At 55.7% G+C, this 21580-nt stretch carries 23 protein-coding genes and 1 tRNA gene; 5 read left to right on the forward strand and 19 right to left on the reverse strand.

The genetic code is table 11. From position 1 onward, the window contains the following. Positions 1–120 precede the first annotated feature (120 nt). Positions 121–1392, forward strand: coding sequence for a DUF4034 domain-containing protein (locus CJD38_RS13920; RefSeq protein WP_107940966.1), 1272 nt, complete (start codon positions 121–123; stop codon positions 1390–1392). 185 nt (positions 1393–1577) lie between these two features. Here the strand turns inward: CJD38_RS13920 and fliD are convergent, their stop codons facing one another. From fliD to CJD38_RS14000, 15 genes are all read right to left on the reverse strand, one after another. Next, a complete protein-coding gene (gene fliD / locus CJD38_RS13925) occupies positions 1578–2954 on the reverse strand; it encodes a flagellar filament capping protein FliD (protein WP_107940967.1) in 1377 nt (458 codons plus the stop codon). A 28-nt stretch (positions 2955–2982) separates the two neighbouring features. Beyond that, a complete protein-coding gene (locus tag CJD38_RS13930) occupies positions 2983–3342 on the reverse strand; it encodes a flagellar protein FlaG (protein WP_107940968.1) in 360 nt (119 codons plus the stop codon). Positions 3343–3427: 85 nt separating this feature from the next. Further along, positions 3428–4570: a flagellin N-terminal helical domain-containing protein gene (locus tag CJD38_RS13935; RefSeq protein WP_107940969.1), complete on the reverse strand. Its 1143-nt coding sequence runs from the start codon at positions 4568–4570 to the stop codon at positions 3428–3430. Positions 4571–4956: 386 nt separating this feature from the next. Continuing rightward, positions 4957–6150, reverse strand: coding sequence for a flagellar hook-associated protein FlgL (flgL, locus tag CJD38_RS13945; RefSeq protein WP_146165992.1), 1194 nt, complete (start codon positions 6148–6150; stop codon positions 4957–4959). A gap of 3 nt (positions 6151–6153) precedes the next feature. Next, positions 6154–7776 carry a flagellar hook-associated protein FlgK gene (flgK, locus tag CJD38_RS13950; RefSeq protein ID WP_107940972.1) on the reverse strand — a complete coding sequence of 541 codons (1623 nt, stop codon included), beginning with the start codon at positions 7774–7776 and terminating at the stop codon, positions 6154–6156. 13 nt (positions 7777–7789) lie between these two features. Then, positions 7790–8677 (reverse strand): flagellar assembly peptidoglycan hydrolase FlgJ, encoded by an 888-nt coding sequence (gene flgJ / locus CJD38_RS13955; RefSeq protein WP_107940973.1) that lies wholly within the window; start codon positions 8675–8677, stop codon positions 7790–7792. Positions 8678–8691: 14 nt separating this feature from the next. Continuing rightward, entirely contained in the window at positions 8692–9768 is a 1077-nt protein-coding gene (locus CJD38_RS13960; protein ID WP_107941147.1) for a flagellar basal body P-ring protein FlgI, read from the reverse strand. Between the two features lie 238 nt (positions 9769–10006). Beyond that, entirely contained in the window at positions 10007–10675 is a 669-nt protein-coding gene (gene flgH / locus CJD38_RS13965; protein ID WP_107941148.1) for a flagellar basal body L-ring protein FlgH, read from the reverse strand. A 14-nt stretch (positions 10676–10689) separates the two neighbouring features. Then, positions 10690–11475, reverse strand: a complete 786-nt coding sequence (gene flgG, locus CJD38_RS13970) for a flagellar basal-body rod protein FlgG (protein ID WP_107940974.1) — start codon at positions 11473–11475, stop codon at positions 10690–10692. A gap of 243 nt (positions 11476–11718) precedes the next feature. Beyond that, entirely contained in the window at positions 11719–12459 is a 741-nt protein-coding gene (locus CJD38_RS13975; protein WP_107940975.1) for a flagellar basal body rod protein FlgF, read from the reverse strand. 13 nt (positions 12460–12472) lie between these two features. Beyond that, positions 12473–13702, reverse strand: a complete 1230-nt coding sequence (gene flgE / locus CJD38_RS13980) for a flagellar hook protein FlgE (RefSeq protein WP_107940976.1) — start codon at positions 13700–13702, stop codon at positions 12473–12475. Positions 13703–13733: 31 nt separating this feature from the next. Then, the gene (locus tag CJD38_RS13985; protein ID WP_107940977.1) at positions 13734–14393 is read right to left on the reverse strand and encodes a flagellar hook assembly protein FlgD; all 660 of its coding nucleotides are present in this window, start codon (positions 14391–14393) and stop codon (positions 13734–13736) included. A gap of 1 nt (position 14394) precedes the next feature. Then, the gene (flgC, locus tag CJD38_RS13990; protein WP_107940978.1) at positions 14395–14802 is read right to left on the reverse strand and encodes a flagellar basal body rod protein FlgC; all 408 of its coding nucleotides are present in this window, start codon (positions 14800–14802) and stop codon (positions 14395–14397) included. A 1-nt stretch (position 14803) separates the two neighbouring features. Then, positions 14804–15214 (reverse strand): flagellar basal body rod protein FlgB, encoded by a 411-nt coding sequence (gene flgB / locus CJD38_RS13995; protein WP_107940979.1) that lies wholly within the window; start codon positions 15212–15214, stop codon positions 14804–14806. Positions 15215–15288: 74 nt separating this feature from the next. After that, the gene (locus tag CJD38_RS14000) at positions 15289–16224 is read right to left on the reverse strand and encodes a chemotaxis protein CheV (RefSeq protein WP_107940980.1); all 936 of its coding nucleotides are present in this window, start codon (positions 16222–16224) and stop codon (positions 15289–15291) included. 127 nt (positions 16225–16351) lie between these two features. On the opposite strand from CJD38_RS14000, the gene flgA reads away from it, so the two are divergent. The 4 genes from flgA (at position 16352) to CJD38_RS14020 (ending at position 19281) form a co-directional block, all read left to right on the forward strand. Then, positions 16352–17041, forward strand: coding sequence for a flagellar basal body P-ring formation chaperone FlgA (gene flgA, locus CJD38_RS14005; protein WP_107940981.1), 690 nt, complete (start codon positions 16352–16354; stop codon positions 17039–17041). Positions 17042–17138: 97 nt separating this feature from the next. Then, positions 17139–17456 carry a flagellar biosynthesis anti-sigma factor FlgM gene (gene flgM, locus CJD38_RS14010; protein WP_161554250.1) on the forward strand — a complete coding sequence of 106 codons (318 nt, stop codon included), beginning with the start codon at positions 17139–17141 and terminating at the stop codon, positions 17454–17456. Continuing rightward, positions 17435–17917 (forward strand): flagella synthesis protein FlgN, encoded by a 483-nt coding sequence (locus tag CJD38_RS14015; RefSeq protein WP_107940983.1) that lies wholly within the window; start codon positions 17435–17437, stop codon positions 17915–17917. Before flgM ends, CJD38_RS14015 begins: the two co-directional genes overlap by 22 nt. A 251-nt stretch (positions 17918–18168) precedes the next feature. Then, a complete protein-coding gene (locus CJD38_RS14020; RefSeq protein WP_107940984.1) occupies positions 18169–19281 on the forward strand; it encodes a Fic family protein in 1113 nt (370 codons plus the stop codon). A 34-nt stretch (positions 19282–19315) separates the two neighbouring features. Here CJD38_RS14020 and CJD38_RS14025 read toward each other — a convergent pair. From CJD38_RS14025 to CJD38_RS14040, 4 genes are all read right to left on the reverse strand, one after another. Further along, positions 19316–19389, reverse strand: a tRNA-Gln gene (locus CJD38_RS14025). A 66-nt stretch (positions 19390–19455) separates the two neighbouring features. Continuing rightward, positions 19456–19857 carry a 30S ribosomal protein S9 gene (rpsI, locus tag CJD38_RS14030; RefSeq protein WP_107940985.1) on the reverse strand — a complete coding sequence of 134 codons (402 nt, stop codon included), beginning with the start codon at positions 19855–19857 and terminating at the stop codon, positions 19456–19458. A gap of 11 nt (positions 19858–19868) precedes the next feature. Beyond that, a complete protein-coding gene (gene rplM, locus CJD38_RS14035; protein ID WP_107940986.1) occupies positions 19869–20297 on the reverse strand; it encodes a 50S ribosomal protein L13 in 429 nt (142 codons plus the stop codon). A 144-nt stretch (positions 20298–20441) separates the two neighbouring features. Further along, on the reverse strand, positions 20442–21503 hold the full coding sequence (locus CJD38_RS14040) for a PilT/PilU family type 4a pilus ATPase (RefSeq protein WP_107940987.1): 1062 nt from the start codon (positions 21501–21503) through the stop codon (positions 20442–20444). Positions 21504–21580: the final 77 nt, after the last annotated feature.

The following is a 21580-nucleotide window of genomic DNA, read 5'->3' on the forward strand; positions in this document are numbered from 1 at the left end:
TTTACCTGGCGGCATGCCTAAGCATGCCTCGACATCCGTCAGCATGTTCGGCGAGACTTCATTCAGTCGACCTGTCGTATCGGCGCAAGTCGCATCAATAAAAAAATATAAGGGGAGCAAATGTCCAAGCTCAAAGCTACGTTCAAAGGTGGCGCCGTTGTCGTGCTAGCCATGACTGTTGGATTCCTGGTTTTCTTTGCGCTGGAGCGTGTCCGCGCAACGAAACAGGTGCCGTCTCCCGCAACGCAGACCTTGCTCGGCATTCCGGGCACTTATGATACCGAGCCCAGGATGGAGAACGAGCGGACTGCAGTGACTGCGGCTCTGGGCAAAGACGACTATGCCGCCGTCGAGCAATTGCTCAACAATTCCATCGCTGACTATAAACAGGGCCGCCTTAGTGATGTTGGCCTACGTAATCTGTTTAGTGTTTTCGCTGTAGATACGCCGGAGTTGCAAACTAAGCTCGACGCTTGGGTCTTGCAGAATCGCCAATCCTACGCGGCGACTCTCGCACGCGGCATTTATTTCCGAACTGTCGGCGAATCACGGCGCGGCTCGGATTTTATTCAGGATACGCCGCAGGAAAATATTGACCAGATGGTCGACTATCTGGGTAAAGCTTTTTTCGACTTACAGGCTTCGCTTGCGATGGATGACAAGCCGATCGTCAGCTATCTGTATCTTGTCTCGGTAGGTAAGCATGTTAAGGGACGCGAGTTTCTTACTCGGACCTACGATGCCGCGTTGCGTATAGACCCAAAGAACTTCATCGTGCGCCGAGCATACCTGCAGTCCTTGCGTCCTCGCTGGGGCGGATCAATAAAGGCGATGGGCGATGTTGTTCAAGGCGCTCGTGCCGCAAACCTGCCCCCATCACAGATTTCAGAACTGGAAGGCCTGATAGAGATTGATCTTGGCTCGCAGGCGGCGCGGAGAGAACTCCACGCTCAAGCCATTCCACACTTTGCAAATGCGGCGCGCGTATTCCCCAACAGCGATGGGGACTTTTGGTACCAATACGCTTATTCGCAAGAACCAATTGCCGGCTGCCCGCAGCGGATACCAACGCTGCGGCGTCTAGTTTCGCTACCTGTGAGTGAGTTGGAAAATGTTCCAGATGACGGGCTCGGATGGGCTCATGCCCAACTTGCTTGGTGTCACGGCAAGGCTCACCAGAAAGACGGGTATCTCACTGAACTCAAGCTTGCCGCTGAAACAGGAAACGCTTGGGCGCAGTGGACCTATGGGGAAGAGCTATTTCACGGTGCTCTAATGCCCGTAGACAAAGAAGCAGCCAAGGGCTGGTTTACAAAATCTGCAGCTCAAGGTGATGAGAACGCAATAAAAGCACTAGCAGGTGAGCATAACCACTCGTCGCAATCGAAGTAGCGAAATTGGGATGCTCCAGACTCAATCGATACAAACAGCACATACCACTTCGCACTAACGCACGATGTCATTTAGTAATTGATAAATAGTATTTGATAAACAGAACGACACAGCACAGCCCACCATCATCCCGAGCGAGATGGCCGCGCAGCAACGGACAACGGGCGCAATGCGGCCCGTAGAAGTTAATTACTTTTGGAGGTGGTCCAGCCTGGCAGGTTGTCGAGCTGCTGCGTCAGGTAGTCCTGTGTGGATTTGAGGGTTGCGACCAAGGTGTCTAGCGCGCTGTATTGAGCCAGCAGGCGGGTTTCTTCTGCGCTCATTCTGGTGTCTAGCGCTGCTTTCTGTTTGCCGATGTCTTTGAGGTCGGCTTGCAGGCCTTGCATCTTGCTGTCGATAGAACCGCCTACCGTCAGCGTGCTGGTGAGCAGTGAGCTAAGTTGTGCGCCGAAGCCGCCGCTGCCTGAAAACATTTTTTGAACTGAGCCGATGTCGGTCGACAAGGCGCTGTTCAATGCCGCTGTATCCAGCGTCAGTGTGCCGTCTTTGGATGAGCTGATGCCGATCTGTGACAGCAGCGTAAACGCACTGCCGGTTTCACTGGCCGCGCCACCAACGATGGAACGTAATTGCGTCATCAAGTGTTGCGCGGTGGAGTCTCCCAGCAGCGCGCCACTGGCCTGACCTGTCGGATCAAACTTGGTGAGGCCGGAGATCGTCGACAACGCACTGTTGTAAGCGGTTACAAAATCTTGCACTGCACCCGCCGCAGCGGAGGTGTTCGGTGCGATGGTGAGTGTATTGGTTGCGCCAGGATTGGCTTTGACCAGATTGATCGTCACACCACTGATGGCATTGGTGACGGTGTTGGAACTGCTGGTGACGTCGTAGCCATCAATCTTCAACTGCGCGTTCGCTGCGGTTTGCAGAACGCTGGTGCTGATGAATGAAGCGCCGCCTACTGTTGCTGCTGAACTCAGCGTCACTGCATTGTCAGTGCCGGTTTTCTGCGATTGCAGCACCAAGCGTGAACCGGTGTTGTCGGTAACGATTGAAGCGGTGACGCCTTTGTTATCGGCGGCGCCGTTGATGGCGCTGACGAGATCAGAAAGTTTGTTGGCACTCGCCGAAAGATTAACGGTGAATGATGAAGCGCCAACGCCGACGGTGACGCTGCCCGCACCTACTTCCGTTGCTGCATTAGCGTAGCTGCTGCTGGCGATCTTGCTGGCTGTGGCTAGAGAAACCACTTCCACATTGTAAGTTGCACTGCCACCACCGCTGGTGCTGGCGGTGAAGGTGCTGCTGTCACTGGACTGCGCTGTGCTCTTGCCGAGCGTGCCGGTGCTGCCCATGGCCTTTGCTGCGGTTTGAAGTGCAGACAATGCGGACTTCAAACTGCCGAGTGCAGAGATGGTCGTGTTGTCTTTATCTGTTGCAGCGGCCAAACGTTTATCGGGCGCTGCGCGTGAGGCGGCGACTAACTGTGAAACGATATTACTGACATCCAGTCCGGAGCCAATGCCTGGCGAACTGACGCTAGACGTAACAGTAGTAGTCATAGACCTTGCTCCAGAAGATGACCGTAGCTCATGCCTTGGCCTTTACCAAACCACTGTTCGTTTCTGCGAGATAGCGCGCAATACGCAGCGCGACCTCACTGGGAATTTGTTGCAGAACGGTTCCGTCCTGCGAATCAACTACGGACACCACCACTTCATTGAGCGTCTGGTCGACGCTGAATTTGAGGTCGGTGCGTTTTTCTGCAAAGTGTTTATTGAGTCTGTCGACTGCATCATTCAGCGCTTCGAGTTCGACCGGCTTATTCGTCGCGTCATCCTTGCTCACCGTCGGCGCCACAAATACAGAAGCGCGCAAGCTATCGCCGCGCGCTGGTGTGGCTGCCGCAACTGCGGCAATCCTAGGTAGTTCTTGGATTAAGTCGCTCATGGCTGCTTCGCTTTAAATCCGATTCAACTCCTCAGCGCAAAAAATCCGGAGGAGGAGCAGTGCTCCTCCTCCGGCGTATCGGCTTTTAGCCTTGGAGCAACTTCAGTACACCCTGTGGTGCTGAGTTGGCCTGAGCCACCATCGCCGTACCAGCCTGCTGCAAGATCTGTGCGCGAGTCATGTTCGCGGTTTCTTGAGCAAAGTCTGCGTCGGTGATTCGGCTGCGGGCTGCAGAGAGGTTCGTCGAGGTCGTCTGCAAGTTGCTGATGACCGAAGCGAAGCGGCTCTGATAAGCACCGAGGTTACCGCGTGCGGTGTTGACGTCGTTCAGTGCAGCGTCCATCTGCGTGAGTGCGAGAGTGGCGCCAGCTGAGGTCGACAGATCCAACGTTGCATAACCAGTCTGCGTTGCGGCAGCGGTGACTGCAGCGGTGAGGCCGGTTGTTGCGGTGGTGCCGGTACCCGACATTGCAACGGTGATGCCCGAGTTGCCTGAAGAGTTCAGCGTTACCGTGGTGCCGGTATCGTTGATGGCGAAAACGCCGGTCTGGTCAGCAACCGAGTTGATCGCATCGCGGATCTGCGAAGCGCGTTGTGTTGCGCTGCTCGCTGCACCGACTGCGCCTACGCTGACACCGTTGATGGTGAGGTCACCTGCAGTGACCGCAGTCAGCGTGGTGGCAGCAGCGCCGGTCACGCTAGCGCTGGTGTAAGTACCCAGAGCGCTGGCGTTGGCGTTCACGATGGAACCGACCGTGATCACCTGACCGGCGTTGGCGCCGATCTGGAAGCTCTGGTTAGAGAACGAACCATCAAGCAGGTTTACACCGTTGTACTGCTGTTGCTGAGCAACACGATTGTTTTCAGACATCAGCTGTTGGGCTTCAGCGTTGAGCGATGCGCGGTCAATGCTGCTGTTGGAACCGTTAGCCGACTGTACTGCCAGCTCGCGGATACGCTGCAAGTTGGTGGTGACCTGTTGCAGTGCGCCTTCAGCGGTCTGCGTCAGTGAGATGCCGTCGTTGGCATTGCGAGCAGCCTGGTCGAGGCCATTGATCTGTGCAGTCATACGCTGCGAAATGCCGAGGCCTGCGGCGTCGTCTTTGGCGCTGTTGATGCGCATGCCTGAAGACAGGCGTGACATCGAGGTCTGCAGCGAGCTCTGCGAGTTGGACAGGTTCTGCTGTGCAACTAGCGACATGACGTTGGTGTTAATTACGCTTGACATGGATTCTTCTCCGAAAGTATTGAGGACTTCCCGGCAGGCTCAGGCCTAGCCCTGGATTGCAGCAGCTTGGTCTCATTTCTGGGATTGCCTGCCGTTGCTGAGTCTATTAACGGGCTCGATTCCGGATTCTTGATGCGTTCAGCGGCTTAATGGATGAACGGAGACGCATGACAGATAAGCGGTGTGATTTGTTCTTTACGAAATAATTTTGTCGTTCTGAACGGACGCTTTGTTGTTCTGATCACTCTTTGTCATTCCGAACGTAGTGAGGAATCTTGCTTCGAGAACGGCGAGATTCCTCACTGCGTTCGGAATGACACACTTAAAGCAGATTCCAGATATGGCTCGGGCCGGCAAGCCGGCCCGATATGAAAGTGCCTTCGCATTCATCGTAAATATTGGAACAAGGACAACGACTGCACCTTGGTATAAGCAAGCTGCAAAGCCTGCAGCGATACCGTCGTCAGGTTGAGCTCTGTGCTGGCCTGCGCAAGATCAAGGTCACGCACATTCGACAGCAAGCTCTTCATGGCTACAGATTGATCCTGGAGGCGATTGCTTGCATCGTCGAGCGACGCCATACGCGCGCCAACATCAGAGCGCGTGTTGGTTACGGCATCGAAGCTGCGAGAAATCTCTGATTGCAGGTTTTGCATCTGCGTCTGCCACTGCGCACGCCCTGCACTACTCGTTGGAGGATTCTGCGTCAGCGAGATCAGATCTCGCAGGCTGGCAAACACATCCTTGGGCGCGCTGGGTGAAACCGTGAAGCTGTCACCCGTCGCAGCAGCGCCAGAGAAAGTCAGCTGCACGCCGCGAAACGACACCGTACCGCCATCGGTGTAAGCGCCGCTGGCAATCACGTTGTTGGAGCTGTCTGTCACCGAATAGTTGCCGCCGGTGAAAGCGACGTTGTACGTACCGCCATCCCAGAGGCTGGCATCTTTAACCTGGCTGTTTGTCAGCTGTGCTACGCCGGTATTAGTGGTGCTCACAGCCGTGGCGAAAGTGCCATTGCCGCTGGAGTTGTTCATGTAAACACTGGCGCCGTTGTCACCATCCGCAATCGTTCTCTGCGGGCCAATCTGCAACAAGCGAGAAGAGGTGTCGCCGTTATACGTCACGCTATTACCGGTTTGCGTGAATGGCGCGCTGATGCTGCTACTGCCCGCAAAGAGGTAATGGCCCTCGCCGTCTTGTGCATTGGCGTCGCTGAGCAACTGGTTGTAGTACTGCTGCAACTGCGCAGTGATGGCCTGCAATGACTGCGGGCTCTGTGATCCATTCGTGGCCTGAATCGCGAGCGCGCTGACGCTCTGCAGAATATTGCCGCTATCAGCCAATGCATTTTCTTCAAGGCCAAGACGTTGCTGGGCCGTGTTGATATTGCTGCCGTAGGTCGTAATGCCAGCCAGCACCTGATCCAGCGACATGCCTCTGGCCCAACCCGCCGGATCATCTGCCGCTGTCTGCATGCGTTGCTGGCTGCTGATCTGACTTTGGATCTTGGCCAGATTATTCTGCTGCGCGTTCATGCTACGCACAGACTGTTCAATCATCGCACTCGTTGAGATTCTCACGGATTAACCTCCACGCGTTGCACTGAGCAGGGTCTGGAACATGTCTCGCGCCATCGAGATCACTTGAGCTGCAGCTTGATAGGCCTGCTGATAACGCAACAGGTCAGCTGCTTCCTCATCAAGGTTCACGCCGGAGACAGAATCCAGATCGCTCTTGGTTTGTTGTTGAATTGCCTGCGCCGCATCGCGCCGCGTTGAAATCTGCTGCGATAGATTGCCGGTCTGTGAAACCAGCGCGATATTCGCTGCGGTGATCGAAACCGTACCGCCACTGAGCACGCCGTTGGCGCCAACATTGGCGAGCAGATTCGCATTACCGTTGTTGCCACTGCCGCTAGTGCCGAGTGCAGCAGCGGATGCTGCTGCAATTTTTGCAGGATCAGTAATCGCTACCTGCATTTGGCCCGCTGCATGATTCAGCGGTTGCACCAGAAAGCTGTCACCGCTCGCAGCACTACCGCTAACTTGAAAGCTCACACCTCCAGCCACGAATGGATTCGATGCCGTACCTGCGCCAGTCATCGTGACTGCCGCGCCAGTGCTGGCATCACTCAGATTCCAGTTGCTGCCGTCATAGCGAAGAACATAATTGTTGTTGCCGATCTGACCGACATCGGTGAGACCGACTGACACTGCAGCGCTGCCCGCGTTGGTATTCGCTGCAGAAGCCGAGCCACTGATGGTTGCAAAGAAGTTGCCGCCCATCTGGCCATTCTGATCAACACCCTGCGTATGCTGCGCATTCAAGGCCTGCGTCAGGCCTGCGGCAATCGCGCCGAGTTTGTTTTGCGTGGGCACAATCAGTTGGCTGCGAACATCCATCAAGCCGCCGATAACACCGCCACTGATCTGGCTGTTGATGTTGACGGCAGGATTGCCAATCGAAATTTCCAGATCACCATTGCCGTAGGTATTCGGCACCAGCTTGAGCGACTGCGACGTGCCGCCAAGAACCAGCGCCTGACCACCGGCGGTGAAGACATTCATCGATCCATCAGTCTGCTGAACCGTCGAGATGCCAACGTTCTGTGAAATTTGTGTGATCAAACGATCGCGCTGATCCAACAGGTCATTCGCGGACTGCCCGCTACCCTGCGCCAGCGCAATGCTGTTGTTGAGCTGCGCGATGGATTGTGCAGCCTGATTGATCTGGCTGACGGACTGCGTGAGCTGTGAATTGATCTCCGCGTTCATGCCATCCAGCTGGCCTTGCAGATCACTGAACTGACTGCTGAGATTACTTGCAGCACTCAACAGCGTCTGACGCGCGCTGGTGGATTGTGGATCAGCTGCGACGCCGCTCATGGCGGTAAAGAATTTTTGCAGTGGTGCTGAAAGTCCAGACGATTTACCAGACAGCAAACCATCAACGCGCGAAGCCATCGTCGAAAAAGCATCAAGGCGTGAAAACGAGGACTGATCCGACAGCGAGCGCGAAATCACCAGCCCATCTGTGAAGCGTCTAATGCCACTGACCTCAACGCCACCGACAAGGTTGGCTTGCAACGTCGTCTGCTGACGGCTGTAGCCCACCGTGTTGGCGTTGGCGATGTTGTTGCTAACAGTGTTCAGCGCCTGGCTATACGCCTGTAGGGCTGAAACACCGCTGCTGATCATGTCGGTCATAATAAACTCCGGGTCAGGCCGTCAGCGTCTTTGGATGGGTGTCGAGCGCTGCCGTCATTAGCGGACCGGAAGAGATTCTTCCAATCTTTTGTGCGTATGCGGGATCGGTGGCGTATCCCGCGCGTTGCAGCCCTTCTGCATAACGATGGCCGTCGCCACCGTGTTGCAGGGCGTCGGCATAACGCGGATTGCTCTTGATGAAATTGACGTAGTCCTTGAACGCTTCAGCTGGTGAGCTGTAGCTGCGGAACGCGGCAACTTCTGCATGCGCAACGCCGCCGCTGTATTCATGTGTCTTGGTATTCACGCTGGCACCGTCCCATTTACCGTGGGCCTTGATGCCGAAGTAGTTGTAGCTCGGCGTGCCGTCTGCGTTCTTGATCTGGTGTTTGCCCCAGCCGGTTTCGAGTGCAGCTTGAGCAACGAGTGTTTTGGCTGAGATGCCCAACTCACGTGCAGCAGCTTCTGCTTGTGGCAACAGGCTGCGAATGAAATCCATCGGCTTGCTGAGCAGGCTGGATGAATGTTCTGCGGGCTTTGTTTCAGAAGCAGCTGGAGCTGCTGGCATCTTCAGTGCGGCTGGCACAGCGGCATTCTGCGGCGCCATCTTGGATTGCTGAAGCTGACGTACCAGCAGATCCGCAATGCCAAGGCCGCGGCCTTGCGACATCGTCTGCGCCAGCTGGTTGTTAAACATGTCCTGATAAAACTCGCCCTGCTCGCCGCCCATCATGTCGTTGCCAATCTTGGCTTCGTTCGCGCTCTTGAGCAGTTGCTTGATGAACATGGCTTCAAACTGTTTGGCGGCCGTCTTCAGCGCTTCCGGATCCTGCGCACGTGCAGATGCGCGCAGTTTTGTGAACTGCGAAATATCATTAACGTTCGATGCGTTGAGAGCCATGGCGGATCCCTGCTTTAAATCACGATCAGCTCGGCGCGCAGGGCACCGGCTTCTTTGAGCGCTTCGAGGATGGCAACAATGTCACCCGGCGCAGCGCCGACCTGATTCACTGCACGCACGATGTCATCGAGGCTCGCTTCCGGCGCAAACAAGAACATGCGCGAATCGGCCTGCTTCACATCAATGCTGCTTTGCGCAGTGACAACGGTCTGACCTTCACTAAAGGGCGCAGGCTGACTTACCTTGGGTCTTTCAGTAATCGTTACCGACAATGAGCCGTGCGATACCGCCGCAGGCAGCACACGCACGTGGCTGCCAATGACGATGGTGCCGGTGCGCGAATTGATGACGACGCGTGCGGGTGCTTCACCTGGATCAACGTCAATGGATTCAAGTACAGCAATAAAGCCTACGCGCTGACTAGGATTGGCTGGCGCCTTAACGGCAACAGTGACTGAATCAATCGCACGCGAGGCGCCTTCACCCAGCGCAGTATCAATGCCTTTGACCATGCGCGATGCCGTTGTGAAATCGGCCGCGTGCAAATTCAGGATCACTTCTGCAGAGCTGGAAATATCACTAACAACCATGCGCTCAACCGATGCGCCGCCGGGAATTCGGCCAGCGCTGGGAATGTTGACGCTAATTTTTGAACCGTCAGCGCCAGATACACCAAGGCCACCAACAACAAGATTGCCCTGTGCAATCGCGTAGACCTGTCCGTCAGCGCCTTTGAGTGGCGCCATCAGCAAGGCACCGCCACGCAGTGAGCTTGCGTTGCCGATGGAAGAAACCGTGATATCAATTTTCTGCCCGGGCTTTGCAAACGCTGGAAGATCCGCACTGATCGCCACTGCGGCAACATTCTTCAACTGCGGATTCACACCAGCCGGCACAACAACGCCGAGCTGCTGCAACATGTTCTTGAGACTTTGGATCGTGAAAGGCGCTTGGCTGGTTTGATCGCCCGTTCCGTTAAGTCCGACAACAAGGCCATAACCGACGAGAGGATTGCTGCGCACGCCCGCGACATCGGCGAGATCCTTGATGCGCTCTGCATGCGCAACGCTTGGGCGCGCCATGAAAACCATCAACACCAAAAGATTGAGCGCGACCCACAAAGCTACGCGCGTCAGTCGATTAAAAAGATTGTTCTTCTTGTTTTCTACTGGCGCCTGCAATACGGGTGCAGGAGCTTGAACCGGCGGAAGCGGTCTGCGCATCGGCACTACAACGGCTGAGCTCGCGATGCTGATGCGGGGTCTTTCAACGCGACGGCGTGTCACGGTGAGATTTTGGGAAAACTGTAGAACGGTCATGTCACTGCCCTCAGAACGGCCACAGTGGCGAGCTGAAGAAACGCGCCAACCAACCTTTACTGTTGCTCTCAGCCAACGTGCCCTCGCCCGTGTATGAAATGCGGGCATCGGCAACGCGGCTGGAAGGAATGGTGTTTTCTGGCGAGATATCCGCAGGCCGGACAACGCCTTCGATACGCACGAACTCTGAACCCTGATTGAGCTTCAGATTCTTTTCGCCGCGTACGATCAAATTGCCGTTAGGCTGGCGACCAATCACCGTCACCGTGACATTGCCTTGCAGCGTGTTGCTCTGTGAGCTGTCGCCACTGCCTGCAAATTTATGCGACGAGTCGAGGTCTGCCGACAATATTGCGGTGCCGTTAACTGAAACAGGCATGCCAAAGATTGTCGGCGCAGCCACACTGCTGCTGGTGTCTTTTGCGGTGGTTGTCGCTGCGCTGGTTTTTGCCGTGGTGGTTTCCACCAGCAAGATCGTCAGCACATCGCCAACATTGCGTGCCTTCTGATCTTCAAACAGTGCCATGCCTTGCGAGGCTGAATAGATCGATCCGTTTTGCGGTGCTGCCACCGGCGTTGTGTAGGCGGCTGGCGGATCAGCCTGGCGCTGTGCCGGAGCACTGGCGCAACCCGTCACTGCCAGTAGCATCGCCAATTCAAGCCACACAAGTTTGCGCATGATCACGACGAGACTCACAAGTTATTGCTGACGTACTGCAGCATCGAATCCGTCGTCTGGATCGCTTTGGAATTGATCTCGTACGCGCGCTGCGTTTCGATCATGTTGACCATTTCTTCAACGATGTTGACGTTGGAAGATTCCAGCGAGCCTTGCGACAAAGTGCCGAGACCATTCAAGCCTGGCGTGCCGGTTTGTGGCGGACCACTGGCAGCGGTTTCGACATAGAGGTTTTCACCTTTAGCCTGCAAACCTGCTGGGTTAATAAAATCTGAAGTCGTCAGCGTGCCGACCTGCTGTGGCGATGCCTGACCTGCAAGCTGCACGGTCACGACACCATCGTTGCCGATGCTGATGCTTTGTGCGCCTTGTGGAACGGTGACGCCTGGCTGCAACAGGTAACCACTGCTAGTGACGAGTTGGCCTTGGTTGCTGAGTTTGAAGCTGCCATCGCGTGTGTATGCAACGGTGCCGTCAGGCTGTTGAATCTGGAAAAAGCCGCGACCGTTGACTGCGAGATCGAGCGAGTTTCCGGTTTGCAGCAGATTGCCCTGCTGAAACATTTTCTCGGTGGCGATCACGCGTACACCGGTGCCGAGATTCAATCCCGTCGGCGCCTGTGTTTGCTGAGAAGTCTGCGCGCCAGCCTGACGCACGTTCTGATACAGCAGATCTTCAAACGCCGCGCGGCCTTTCTTGAAGCCGGTGGTGTTGACGTTGGCAAGGTTGTTAGAGACGACGCTCATACGCGTCTGCTGCGCATCGAGGCCGGTCTTGGCAATCCAGAGTGCTTGATTCATGGGTCATCCTCCGTGGCGGAATTCCGCCGCATGGAGGGGTAGTTACAAGTTCTGGGCCAGAGGGGGTGTTGGCGGAAAAATGGCGCTTAGGTTTTGCTCCTCTCTCCCCATGTTGTGTATGGGGAGAGAGGCCGGGAGTGAGGGGCTGCGCATTAGCTACGAGGCGCATTGCTTGTCAGCTGGGAGTGCCGCCCCTCACCCCGGCCCTCTCCCCATAAAAAGCATGGGGAGAGGGAGAAGGGTTTAGCTCATCCGCATAACAGACTGCGCAGCCGTCGCATTGTCTTCGATGGTCTTCATCATCTTGACCTGCAACTCAAACTGACGCGCCAGGCCAATCATGTTGACCATCGTCTGCGGCAAATTGACGTTACTGGATTCCAGCACGCCGCTGGAGACAGCATTGCCCGAAGAAGGATTCAGCGTGGCACCAGGCACGGCGCGCATCAAGCCATCTGAGCCGCGCTGTAGTTGCGTGGGATCTGCATCAACCACTTTGAGACGACCCACACTGGCCATCGTCGCTGGATCTTGTCCTAGTGGAACGATCGACAAAGTTCCGTCGGCACCAATATTGACGGATGAGTTGGGCGGAATAGAGATCGGCCCACCATCACCAAGCACTAAGTGCCCAGCACCCGTCTGCAACTGGCCGAGTGCATTAACGCGCAGATCGCCTGCGCGGGTATAAGCCTCCGTGCCATCTGGCGCTTGCACGCCAAGCCAGCTGTTGTCGCGCATGGCGACATCCAGTGGGTTGCCGGTTTGCACTAAGGCACCAGAGGAGGAATCCCATCCGGTCTCGACCGCCACTGCGTTGACGCGCGTGGGTTGGCCGGGGCCATTCACGGCATCGGATTGCAGCGCCGCAATTTCGGCGCGAAAGCCGAGCGTGCTGGCGTTGGCGATGTTGTTGTTGTTCACCGCCTGTGCACGCATGGTCTGCGTTGCACCGGTCATCGCTACATAAAGTGCTCTGTCCATGGCGGCTCAGCCGTTATCTAATGTTGATGATGGTTTGCGTAATCTGGTCAGCGGTCTGAATCATCTGCGCATTCGCCTGGTAGCTACGTTGTGCGGTGATCATGTTGACCAGCTGTGTGGTGAGATCGACATTGCTGGATTCCAGCGCTTTCGATTGCACCTGACCAAAGTTGGTTGCGCCTGCAACACCGCGCAGCGCCTGACCAGAGCCGAATGTTTCTGCCCAGCTGGCGTTACCGAGTTGCTGCAAGCCTTGTGGGTTTGCGAATGTCGTCAAGGCAATCTGGCCCAATGCTTTCGATTGGCCATTGGAATAGCGCGCTTGAACAACGCCGGTGCTGTCGACCGCAATGCCGGTGAGTTTGCCGGTGGTGTAGCCGTCTTGATTGAGTGCGCTGACTGCAAACTGACTACCGAACTGTGTGGTCTTGCTCAGGTCCAGCGTCATGTTCATCGCGGATGCGCCGTTGCCGGGCGTGTATCCAGGCAGCGTGACATTGCCGCCTGCTGGCGTGATCAGTGCGCCATTGCTGGAGTACTGAAGTGCGGTGCTGCCGGCTTGAGCAACGCCATCAATGCTGGTGTGCATCGTCCAGTCATTCGCGGTTGCACCTGCAACGAAATAGAGATTGGCGGAGTGCGCGGCACCCAGCGAGTCATAAACCGTGACTGACGTGGTTTGGTTGTAGCTGGTGGCATCAGTTGGCGAGAACGTTGCCGTCGCTGGTGCAGTCGCACCACTTGGAAGATTCAGTTCGACATCGACACTGCTGGTTGCAGCAGGAGGATTGTCGGCAGTGGTCAGCTGTAGATCGGACAGACCGCCGGTATTGAAGCCACCATTCGGCAGCGCTGAGAAAACCTGCAGACGCTCGCCAGTGCCATTAACAACATAGCCACTGTTATCAGTGGTGAAGCTGCCGGCGCGCGTGTAAGACAAGCTGCCGTTATTGCTCATCGTGAAAAAGCCAGCGCCATTGTTGAGCGCCATATCCAGCGAGCTGTTGCTGCTGGCGATGGTGCCTTGCGAAAAATCTTGTGCGAGTCGCGTCACCGTGACACCGGTGCCGGATTGCGTACCGTTGGAACCGTAAAGGCTCGACTGGTAGATATCGCCAAAATTCACGGACGATTCTTTGAAGCCAACCGTATTCGCGTTGGCGATATTGTTGGCCGTGGTGTTGAGATTTGCCTGTGCTGCACTGAGTCCGCTGAGGGCGGTGCCGAAAGAACCTAGTGACATGTTGTGCTCCTGTAAGAGTTACGCGCCGTGATTAACTGATCTGGCGGATCGTGCTGAAAGCGACGGAACCAATGCCGTCGACACTGAGATTGAGTGCGCCGCTTGAATCCAGCGACACACTGTTGACCTTGCCGGCAGCGAGCATGGTTGCAGCTTGCGACTGCGAACCCGTGCCAACCGTGGCGGTGAAGTTGTATTGCCCTGCAGGTGCAGCAGCGCCGTTGTTGTCGATGCCGTCCCACTGGAATTGCGTGAGGCCAGAAGCCTGCGCGCCGAGATCAATACGACGAATCAACTGACCCGAAGAATCGGTGACGTTGACGATGACGTTGCCACTGGCAGGCGCATCGACTGCGAGAGAAATTTTTCCGCCCGTGCTGAGCACAGCTTTAGACGAAGAGGTGAGTACGTTGTGCCCGACCAAACTCGAAGCCTGTAGTGCTTGGCCTGAAGACAAAGACGAAGCCAGCGTGCTGAAAGAGTTCTGCAGATTCTGAATGCCCGACACCGTCGAGAACTGCGCCATCTGACTCACGAACTCACTGTTATCCAGCGGCTTGAGTGGATCCTGATTCTTTAACTGTGAGGTCATCAGTTTCAGAAAATCATTCTGCGTCAGCGTCTGCGCTTGCAAGGCGCTGGTGACGTTGTTGGTGCTGCTATTACTTCCGACACTGCCAATGGCGCTCATATTACTTTCCTAAATTGAGAGTTCGGAGTGCCAGGTCTTTGGCGGTGTTCATCACCTCCACGCTGCCTTGATAGGAGCGTGAAGCCGAAATCATGTTGACCATCTCTTCGACGGTATTGATGTTGGGTGCGTAGACATAACCCTGTGCATCCGCGATCGGATTGCCAGGCTCGTAGCGCTTCTGCGCATCCGCCTGGCTCTCGACAACGCCGAGTACCTGTACGCCTGCGGTGGCTGTGCCTTCAGTACCGGGCTCAGCACGGAAAACGGGCATGCGTGCTTTGTAAACTTTGCTGGCATCGCCGCTGACGGAATCAGCATTCGCCAAATTACTGGCGACAGTATTCAGGCGCAGTGACTGTGCGCTGAGCGCCGATCCTGCAATATCAAAGATGCGGAAGTTCGACATATTAGTTACCCGTGATCGCTGTCATCAGCGATTTCAGGCGATAGTCGATGAAGCTCAAGCTGGCTTGGTAATGCAGCGCAGACTCGGCGTATGCGGCTTGCTCGGTCTGCACATCGACCGTGTTGCCATCAACGCTGGGCTGGGTTGAAACGCGATAAACGGTCGCAGCCTTCTGCATGTCCTCGTTGATGCCGCCTTCTAGCGGAATGTGTGAGGCATTGGTGGCGCCAGTAGTCGCAGGCTTTCCCGCGTTCTCAGCGGTTTGCGCGAGCAGCTTGTTGAAGTCGAGATCTTTGGCTTGGTATCCCGGCGTGTCGGCGTTGGCGATGTTGGAGGCGAGCACCTCCATGCGCTGACGCTGGAAATTCAGCGCTGCTGCATGTACCCCGAACACTGTGTCGAATCCTGACATGGGAACCTCCTGCACAAACCTCTATGCAGGGAATCAGGCAATCCCTGTGCCAGACGAACGCCGTCAAATAAACATCAGTGGACCTGCTGCACTTCCTTCAGCCGGTCCAGCACACCAGTGGCCAGCTCGTCAGAGCTGAATTTGGCGACGAAACGATCGGCGCCGACGCGCTGCACCATGGCGTTGTTGAAGACGCCTGAGAGCGAGGTGTGCAGCATTACGAAGAGATTGCGCAGCTGCGGGTCGCGACGGATTTCTGTCGTCAAGGTGTAGCCGTCCATATCGGGCATCTCGACATCGGAGATCACCATCAGCAGTTCGTCTTCCGGCTTCTTGCCTTGGTCGACCATTGCCCTGAGTTCTTTCAATGCTTCGCGGCCGTCACGTACTAATAAGCAGTCGATGCCGATTTGGTTGAGGATGCGTTCGATCTGCGTACGCGCGACGCGGGAGTCATCTGCCACCAGCACACGACGCTTGTTCACGCCCAGATCACGTGCTGCGTTGAGCAGGCTGTTGTCGACGGGCTTCAATTCACCAACGACATCCGACAACACTTTTTCAACATCAATGATTTCTACGAGTTCTTTGCCAAAGCGCGTGATTGCGGTGAGATAACTCTCTTGTCCACCGTGCGGCGGTGGCATTACCGTTTCTACGTTGACGTGGATGATGCGATCAACCGAGCGCACCAGAAAGCCCTGCACCGAGCGATTGAACTCAGTGACGATCACATGCGCAGCTGCATCATCCGGTGTCGGCTCACCGCCTACCGCCTTGCGCAGATCAATCACCGGCACCACGCGGCCGCGGATATCGGCGACGCCTTTCACCAGCGGATGAGCGGAGGGCATCCAACTGATACGCGGGCATGGCAGCACTTCCTGCACCTTGAACACGTTGATGCCAAAGATTTGACGCTCGTCGAGACGGAACAGCAGCAAGGCGAGCCGGTTGTGTCCGGCCAACTGGGTACTGCGGTCTATGCTTTCCAGCAAACCGGTCGTCATCGCGTGCTACCTCCAAGGTCTGATTTCTTATCGGATCAATCATTCGGAACTTGAGTCACTCTCCAAAACTTTGCTGGCACAGCGCTTGCCTCTGTGCAGTTAAGAAAGTTTTATTGGGAGTGCGACGATGTCATGCAAGCTGCTGGTTCTGCCTTTGATGCTGTGCTGCCTGGCAGCGCATGCACAGACGCAGGACTTCGAATCACCTGAACGGATTCGCAGCATTGCGCGTGACTACGCACAGCAATCGGCTGGCACTGGCACGCAGGTTGAGGCCACTTCGATTGATGATCGTCTGCGTCTTCCCGCTTGCACCAAAGCGCCATCCGCCTTCATGCCACAGGGCAACAACGGCCGCGGTGCCATCACCGTTGGCGTGCGTTGTAATGCGCCGGTGGCATGGACACTCTATGTACCCGTGCGCATCAGTCAGACCATGCAGGTGCTGGTGCTGAATCGCTCGTTGAATCGTGGCGAGCTGATTACTGCCGACATGATCAGCTTTCAGTCCCGCGACACCGCTACCCTGCCCTACGGTTACTTAAGCAATCTGTCGGATGCCACAGGCAAAACGCTGAAGCGCCCGCTGGTTGCAGGCTCCGTGCTCTCGCCCGATGCGATGGAGATGCAGCGCATCATCAAGCGCGGCCAGTCGGTCACCGTACTCAGCCATATCGGTGGACTCGAGGTGCGCGCCCAAGGCACAGCGCTTTCAGACGCCGGCCAAGGCGATCGCCTCCGCGTTGAAAACAAGAGTTCCCGCCGAGTGGTAGAGGGCGTGGTACTGAACGCAGACTCCATTGAAGTGGCGATGTAGCACCATGATCGCCATGACCGCCCAACTTCATCCTAAAGTTTTCGATTGGGCGGCCGTTAATCCGTATGCAAGCCAAGCCATTGCATGGATGAACGTTATGACGACACGAATTGATACTTACATCGCGAACGCAGCAGCAAGCGTGCGCAGCGGTCTCAAATCCGCAGATGCAACGGCCAAGACAGGCAGCTCAGACGCGCCCATCTCCAACGTTGCCCGGATCGATTCCGCCAAGTTCACACCGGATGCACTGCAGCTTCAGAAGATTGAAAGCAGCATCGCAAAGATTCCGGTGGCCGATCATCAACGCGTCGCCGCAGTACGCAACGCCATCGAAAACGGCAGCTACAAGGTCGATTCGCAGGCAGTGGCCAGCAAGTTGGCGCGCATGGAATGGGAGATATCGCTCAAATGACGAACCAAGACAATCAACTCAGCGCCCCAGCAGAAGCTGTTCCGCAGATCGTCGAACAGCACATTTCCTCAGCAATAGAACTGCTGGAAATTCTCCAGCAAGAACGCCAAGCCCTGATCTCCGGCAAGCCCGACGCAATCGAAAAAGTCTGCGCATCAAAAATTAAATCCGTAAACACGTTCAAGCTACTGAGCGAAAAACTCACCCAGTACCTGGGCAACGAAACCATCGAACAACTGATCACCCGCATCGGCATTCAACAACGCTGGCAGCAGTTGTTATCTCTGGCAACTGAATGCCAAAAACACAACCTCGCCAACGGCGCCCTGCTTGATGAACGCCAGAACTACGTCCGACACGCCATCAAATGCCTCTTCGGCCACGAAGCACGGCCTGGGGTTTATGGACGTTGGGGTGATACGAGCTTTAGGCCTGAGCGGCGGATGATTGCTAGTGCTTAATCAGCAACGATCAAAACCATGGAAACAAAAAAGCCCGCTTTCGCGGGCTTTTTTGTTACAGATGTTGGCTGGGAGACTAGGACTCGAAGCTAGATAAACAGTGTCAGAGACTGTTGCCCTACTATTAGCTGATCTGCTGCACGCATCAGGACAGATGGATTCATCAAGCTGCGGCAATTAGAATGCTTAATCACCGCTAATAACGCGGAGATTAGGTTGCCACTGTGGTAAATAAAGATTATATTCACCGCATGAAAAGCGGCGAAAAAACCTATATCTGGCAACAGAACGATTGGCCCTCATGGCGCTATGACGCGTCAGTTTTGGCCTCACCCCTAGCAGCGGTACTTCGTGCACAAGGCCATCTGGCAGGTCGAATGACTGCATTCGGAATGGCACAACGCGACGAAGCCAGCGTGCGCACATTCACTGCCGATGTCCTCAAGACGAGCGAGATCGAGGGCGAGAAGCTCAATGCTGATGCGGTCCGCTCATCTGTGGCACGACGCCTTGGCGTCGACGTGGGCGCATTAGCACCTGTGGATCGCAATGTTGAAGGCGTTGTGGAGATGGTGCTGGACGCCACAAAAAATTATTTGGCGCCGCTCACGCAAGAACGACTCTGGAGCTGGCACGGCGCTTTATTTCCAACAGGCCGCAGTGGTCTTTACGAAATCCGCGTCGCGCAGTGGCGCGATGATCACGCAGGGCCAATGCAAGTTGTTTCTGGAGGCTATGGTCGCGAGCGCGTGCATTACGAAGCGCCGCCCGCCACGCAGCTTGATGTCGAGATGGAAACATTTCTTCAGTGGTTCAACGGTGAATCAACTGAGAGCCCAGTGATTCGCGCGGGTCTCGCGCATCTTTGGTTTGTCACAGTGCATCCGCTTGATGATGGCAACGGACGCGTTGCGCGTGCGGTCGGTGATATGGCGTTGGCACGCGCAGAGCAATCGTCTCAACGCTATTACAGTCTGTCGGCTCAGATCCAACGTGATCGTAAAAATTATTACGAACTTCTGGAACGCACACAGAAAGGATCACTGGATGTCACTGAGTGGTTGCAGTGGTTTCTCTCTGGCTTATTGAGCGCGTTGCAGCAAGCAGAGTTGGCGCTGAATGACGTGCTCGTAAAAGCCAAGTTCTGGCAACGATGGGCTGAGGCGCCGCTCAATCCACGACAAATTAAATTGCTGAATCTTCTGCTCGATGGTTTTGAGGGCAATCTGACGAGTGGCAAGTGGGCGAAGATTGCGAAGTGTTCGCCAGATACTGCGTTGCGTGACATCACCACGTTGCTGGAACTCGGTGTGCTGAAAAAATCTGAGGCCGGTGGGCGCAGCACTAGTTATGTCGTGCAATAAAAAAGCCCGCTTTCGCGGGCTTTTTTATACAGATTGGTTGGGAGACTAGGACTCGAACCTAGATAAACAGTGTCAGAGACTGTTGTCCTACCATTAGACGATCTCCCAGCAGGTGAAACTGTATCGCTGCGTTGCGGGCTTTGAGGCCTGCAACGCAGCGATACAACAAGCAGATTAACGCTTGGAGTACTGAGTACCGCGGCGGGCTTTGTGGAAGCCGACCTTTTTACGTTCAACTTCACGTGCGTCGCGGGTAACCAGACCAGCAGCACGCATTGGGCCACGGAGGGCTTCGTCGTACTGGATCAGGGCGCGGGTGATGCCGTGACGGATCGCGCCAGCTTGGCCCGATGGACCGCCGCCGGAGACGGTGATCTTGAGGTCAAAACGGGTCAGGGAGTCAGCGAGTTCCAGCGGCTGGCGAACCAGCATGCGGGAGGTTTCGCGACCGAAGTAAGCGTCTACGGTTTTGCCGTTGACGCTGATTTCGCCCTTACCTGGCTTGAGGAAAACACGAGCGGAGGCGGTCTTGCGGCGGCCGGTGCCGTAGTTTTGTTCGACTTGTTTGGTAGCCATGATATTTAAGCTCAGATGGTCAATTGCTTAGGCTGCTGCGCGGTATGCGGGTGCTCAGCACCGGCGTATACCTTGAGCTTGCGGAACTGGGCGTAACCCAGTGGGCCCTTAGGCAACATGCCCTTCACGGCCTTTTCGATAACGCGCTCTGGGGTCTTAGCCAGAACTTCACCGAGGGTGGTGCTCTTCAAGCCGCCATGGTGCTGGCTATGGCTGTAGTAGACCTTTCCTTCGAGTTTGTTGCCGGTGGTGTGAACCTTGGCAGCGTTGATCACGACGATGTAGTCGCCGTTATCAGCATTAGGGGTGTATTCCGGCTTGTGCTTGCCGCGGAGGCGACGAGCAACTTCAGTAGCCAGGCGTCCGAGGGTTTTCCCTTCGGCATCAACGATATACCAGTCCCGCTTGGCATTCTCGTTGTTAATAAAAATGGTCTTCATGTGCAACCTAATCGGTAGTTATAGTTCGGTTACCCAACAACTGGTAACGTCGTTTCCTTTAAAAAAAGGAGCGCGATTCTAGTCGCAGCGGCCGTCAGATGCAACCTTTAGCGTAGACAAAAGGCCGCACTGTCAAGTGCCCAATTAACCACCAAAGTTGATCTTGGCTTCCATGTTGCTGCGTGAGTCGGAGTTGGCCAAGGCTTCTTCCATCTCGATTTTGCCGCTCTTGTAGAGCTGGTAGAGGGAGTTATCGAAGGTGAGCATGCCCTTATCAGAGGACTGGCTCATGGCGTCTTTGATCTCGTCGATACGCTGACTGAGGATCAGGTCCGATATATATGGAGTGTTGATCAGAATTTCAAAGGCGGCGACTCGCTTGCCGTTTTTGGCGCGGACCAGTCGCTGCGAGACGATGGCGCGCAGGGTCATCGACAAGTCCATATAGAGCTGGTCGCGCGATTCTTGCGAATACAGGTTCACGATACGTTGCAGGGCCTGATAGGCGTTGTTGGCGTGCAACGTGGCCAGCGACAGGTGACCGGTGTTGGCCAGCTGCATGGCGGCGTCCATGGTGGAGCGCTGACGCACCTCGCCGATGAGGATCACATCCGGCGCTTCACGCAGTGCGCTTTGCAGGGCGCGGTCGATCGTCAGCGTGTCTTGACCCAACTCGCGTTGGTTGATGATGGAGCGCTTGTTGGGGTGCACAAACTCAATCGGATCTTCGATCGCGAGAATGTGGCCCGTGGAGTTCTCGTTGCGGTGATTGATCATGCCCGCTTGCGTGGTGGTTTTGCCGGAGCCGGTGGCGCCGACCATCAACACCATGCCGCGCTTGAGCATGATCAGGTCTTTAAGTATTTCTGGCGTGCCCAGCAGCTCCAAAACAGGCGGATCAGATTTCACGAAACGCAGCACCATCGCGACGCTATTGCGCTGCATAAAGACGTTGACGCGGAAACGGCCGAGGCCGCCCGCTTGCGTGGCGAGGTCGATTTCAAGGTTCTGCTTGAAGTACTCCTGCTGCTCCGGCGTGAGGATGCTCATCGCCAGTTCTTCAATAAAGTCCGACGTCATCTGCGTTTTGCCGATGGCGAACATCTCGCCCTCGACCTTGAGCATGGCCGCTGCGTTGGTGGTGAAGAAAATATCGGAAGCGTTCTTTTCTACTGCGAGCTTCAGATAGGGCAGGATTTTGAGCATCGTGAGGTCCCCAGACCACCGCTTGTCACGATCTGCTTGAGCAGATCAGGCAAAGGTTTGTTCTTATTTATATAACG

Origin of the sequence: Stenotrophobium rhamnosiphilum (assembly GCF_003052265.1) — a bacterium.
GTDB lineage: Bacteria > Pseudomonadota > Gammaproteobacteria > Nevskiales > Nevskiaceae > Stenotrophobium > Stenotrophobium rhamnosiphilum.

What these genes read in the sequence shown, in the direction of transcription:
- CJD38_RS14000 (WP_107940980.1), bottom strand. Translation starts at nt 16,224, where the DNA reads ATGACGACCGGTTTGCTGGAAAGCATAGACCGCAGTACCCAGTTGGCC.
- flgA (WP_107940981.1), top strand. Translation starts at nt 16,352, where the DNA reads ATGTCATGCAAGCTGCTGGTTCTGCCTTTGATGCTGTGCTGCCTGGCA.
- flgC (WP_107940978.1), bottom strand. Translation starts at nt 14,802, where the DNA reads ATGTCGAACTTCCGCATCTTTGATATTGCAGGATCGGCGCTCAGCGCA.
- flgJ (WP_107940973.1), bottom strand. Translation starts at nt 8,677, where the DNA reads ATGGCTCTCAACGCATCGAACGTTAATGATATTTCGCAGTTCACAAAA.
- CJD38_RS14015 (WP_107940983.1), top strand. Translation starts at nt 17,435, where the DNA reads ATGGGAGATATCGCTCAAATGACGAACCAAGACAATCAACTCAGCGCC.
- fliD (WP_107940967.1), bottom strand. Translation starts at nt 2,954, where the DNA reads ATGACTACTACTGTTACGTCTAGCGTCAGTTCGCCAGGCATTGGCTCC.
- CJD38_RS13920 (WP_107940966.1), top strand. Translation starts at nt 121, where the DNA reads ATGTCCAAGCTCAAAGCTACGTTCAAAGGTGGCGCCGTTGTCGTGCTA.
- CJD38_RS14040 (WP_107940987.1), bottom strand. Translation starts at nt 21,503, where the DNA reads ATGCTCAAAATCCTGCCCTATCTGAAGCTCGCAGTAGAAAAGAACGCT.
- rpsI (WP_107940985.1), bottom strand. Translation starts at nt 19,857, where the DNA reads ATGGCTACCAAACAAGTCGAACAAAACTACGGCACCGGCCGCCGCAAG.
- flgM (WP_161554250.1), top strand. Translation starts at nt 17,139, where the DNA reads ATGACGACACGAATTGATACTTACATCGCGAACGCAGCAGCAAGCGTG.
- rplM (WP_107940986.1), bottom strand. Translation starts at nt 20,297, where the DNA reads ATGAAGACCATTTTTATTAACAACGAGAATGCCAAGCGGGACTGGTAT.
- CJD38_RS13935 (WP_107940969.1), bottom strand. Translation starts at nt 4,570, where the DNA reads ATGTCAAGCGTAATTAACACCAACGTCATGTCGCTAGTTGCACAGCAG.
- flgB (WP_107940979.1), bottom strand. Translation starts at nt 15,214, where the DNA reads ATGTCAGGATTCGACACAGTGTTCGGGGTACATGCAGCAGCGCTGAAT.
- CJD38_RS13985 (WP_107940977.1), bottom strand. Translation starts at nt 14,393, where the DNA reads ATGAGCGCCATTGGCAGTGTCGGAAGTAATAGCAGCACCAACAACGTC.
- CJD38_RS13930 (WP_107940968.1), bottom strand. Translation starts at nt 3,342, where the DNA reads ATGAGCGACTTAATCCAAGAACTACCTAGGATTGCCGCAGTTGCGGCA.
- CJD38_RS13960 (WP_107941147.1), bottom strand. Translation starts at nt 9,768, where the DNA reads ATGGTTTTCATGGCGCGCCCAAGCGTTGCGCATGCAGAGCGCATCAAG.
- CJD38_RS14020 (WP_107940984.1), top strand. Translation starts at nt 18,169, where the DNA reads ATGAAAAGCGGCGAAAAAACCTATATCTGGCAACAGAACGATTGGCCC.
- flgE (WP_107940976.1), bottom strand. Translation starts at nt 13,702, where the DNA reads ATGTCACTAGGTTCTTTCGGCACCGCCCTCAGCGGACTCAGTGCAGCA.
- CJD38_RS13975 (WP_107940975.1), bottom strand. Translation starts at nt 12,459, where the DNA reads ATGGACAGAGCACTTTATGTAGCGATGACCGGTGCAACGCAGACCATG.
- flgH (WP_107941148.1), bottom strand. Translation starts at nt 10,675, where the DNA reads ATGCGCAAACTTGTGTGGCTTGAATTGGCGATGCTACTGGCAGTGACG.
- flgK (WP_107940972.1), bottom strand. Translation starts at nt 7,776, where the DNA reads ATGACCGACATGATCAGCAGCGGTGTTTCAGCCCTACAGGCGTATAGC.
- flgG (WP_107940974.1), bottom strand. Translation starts at nt 11,475, where the DNA reads ATGAATCAAGCACTCTGGATTGCCAAGACCGGCCTCGATGCGCAGCAG.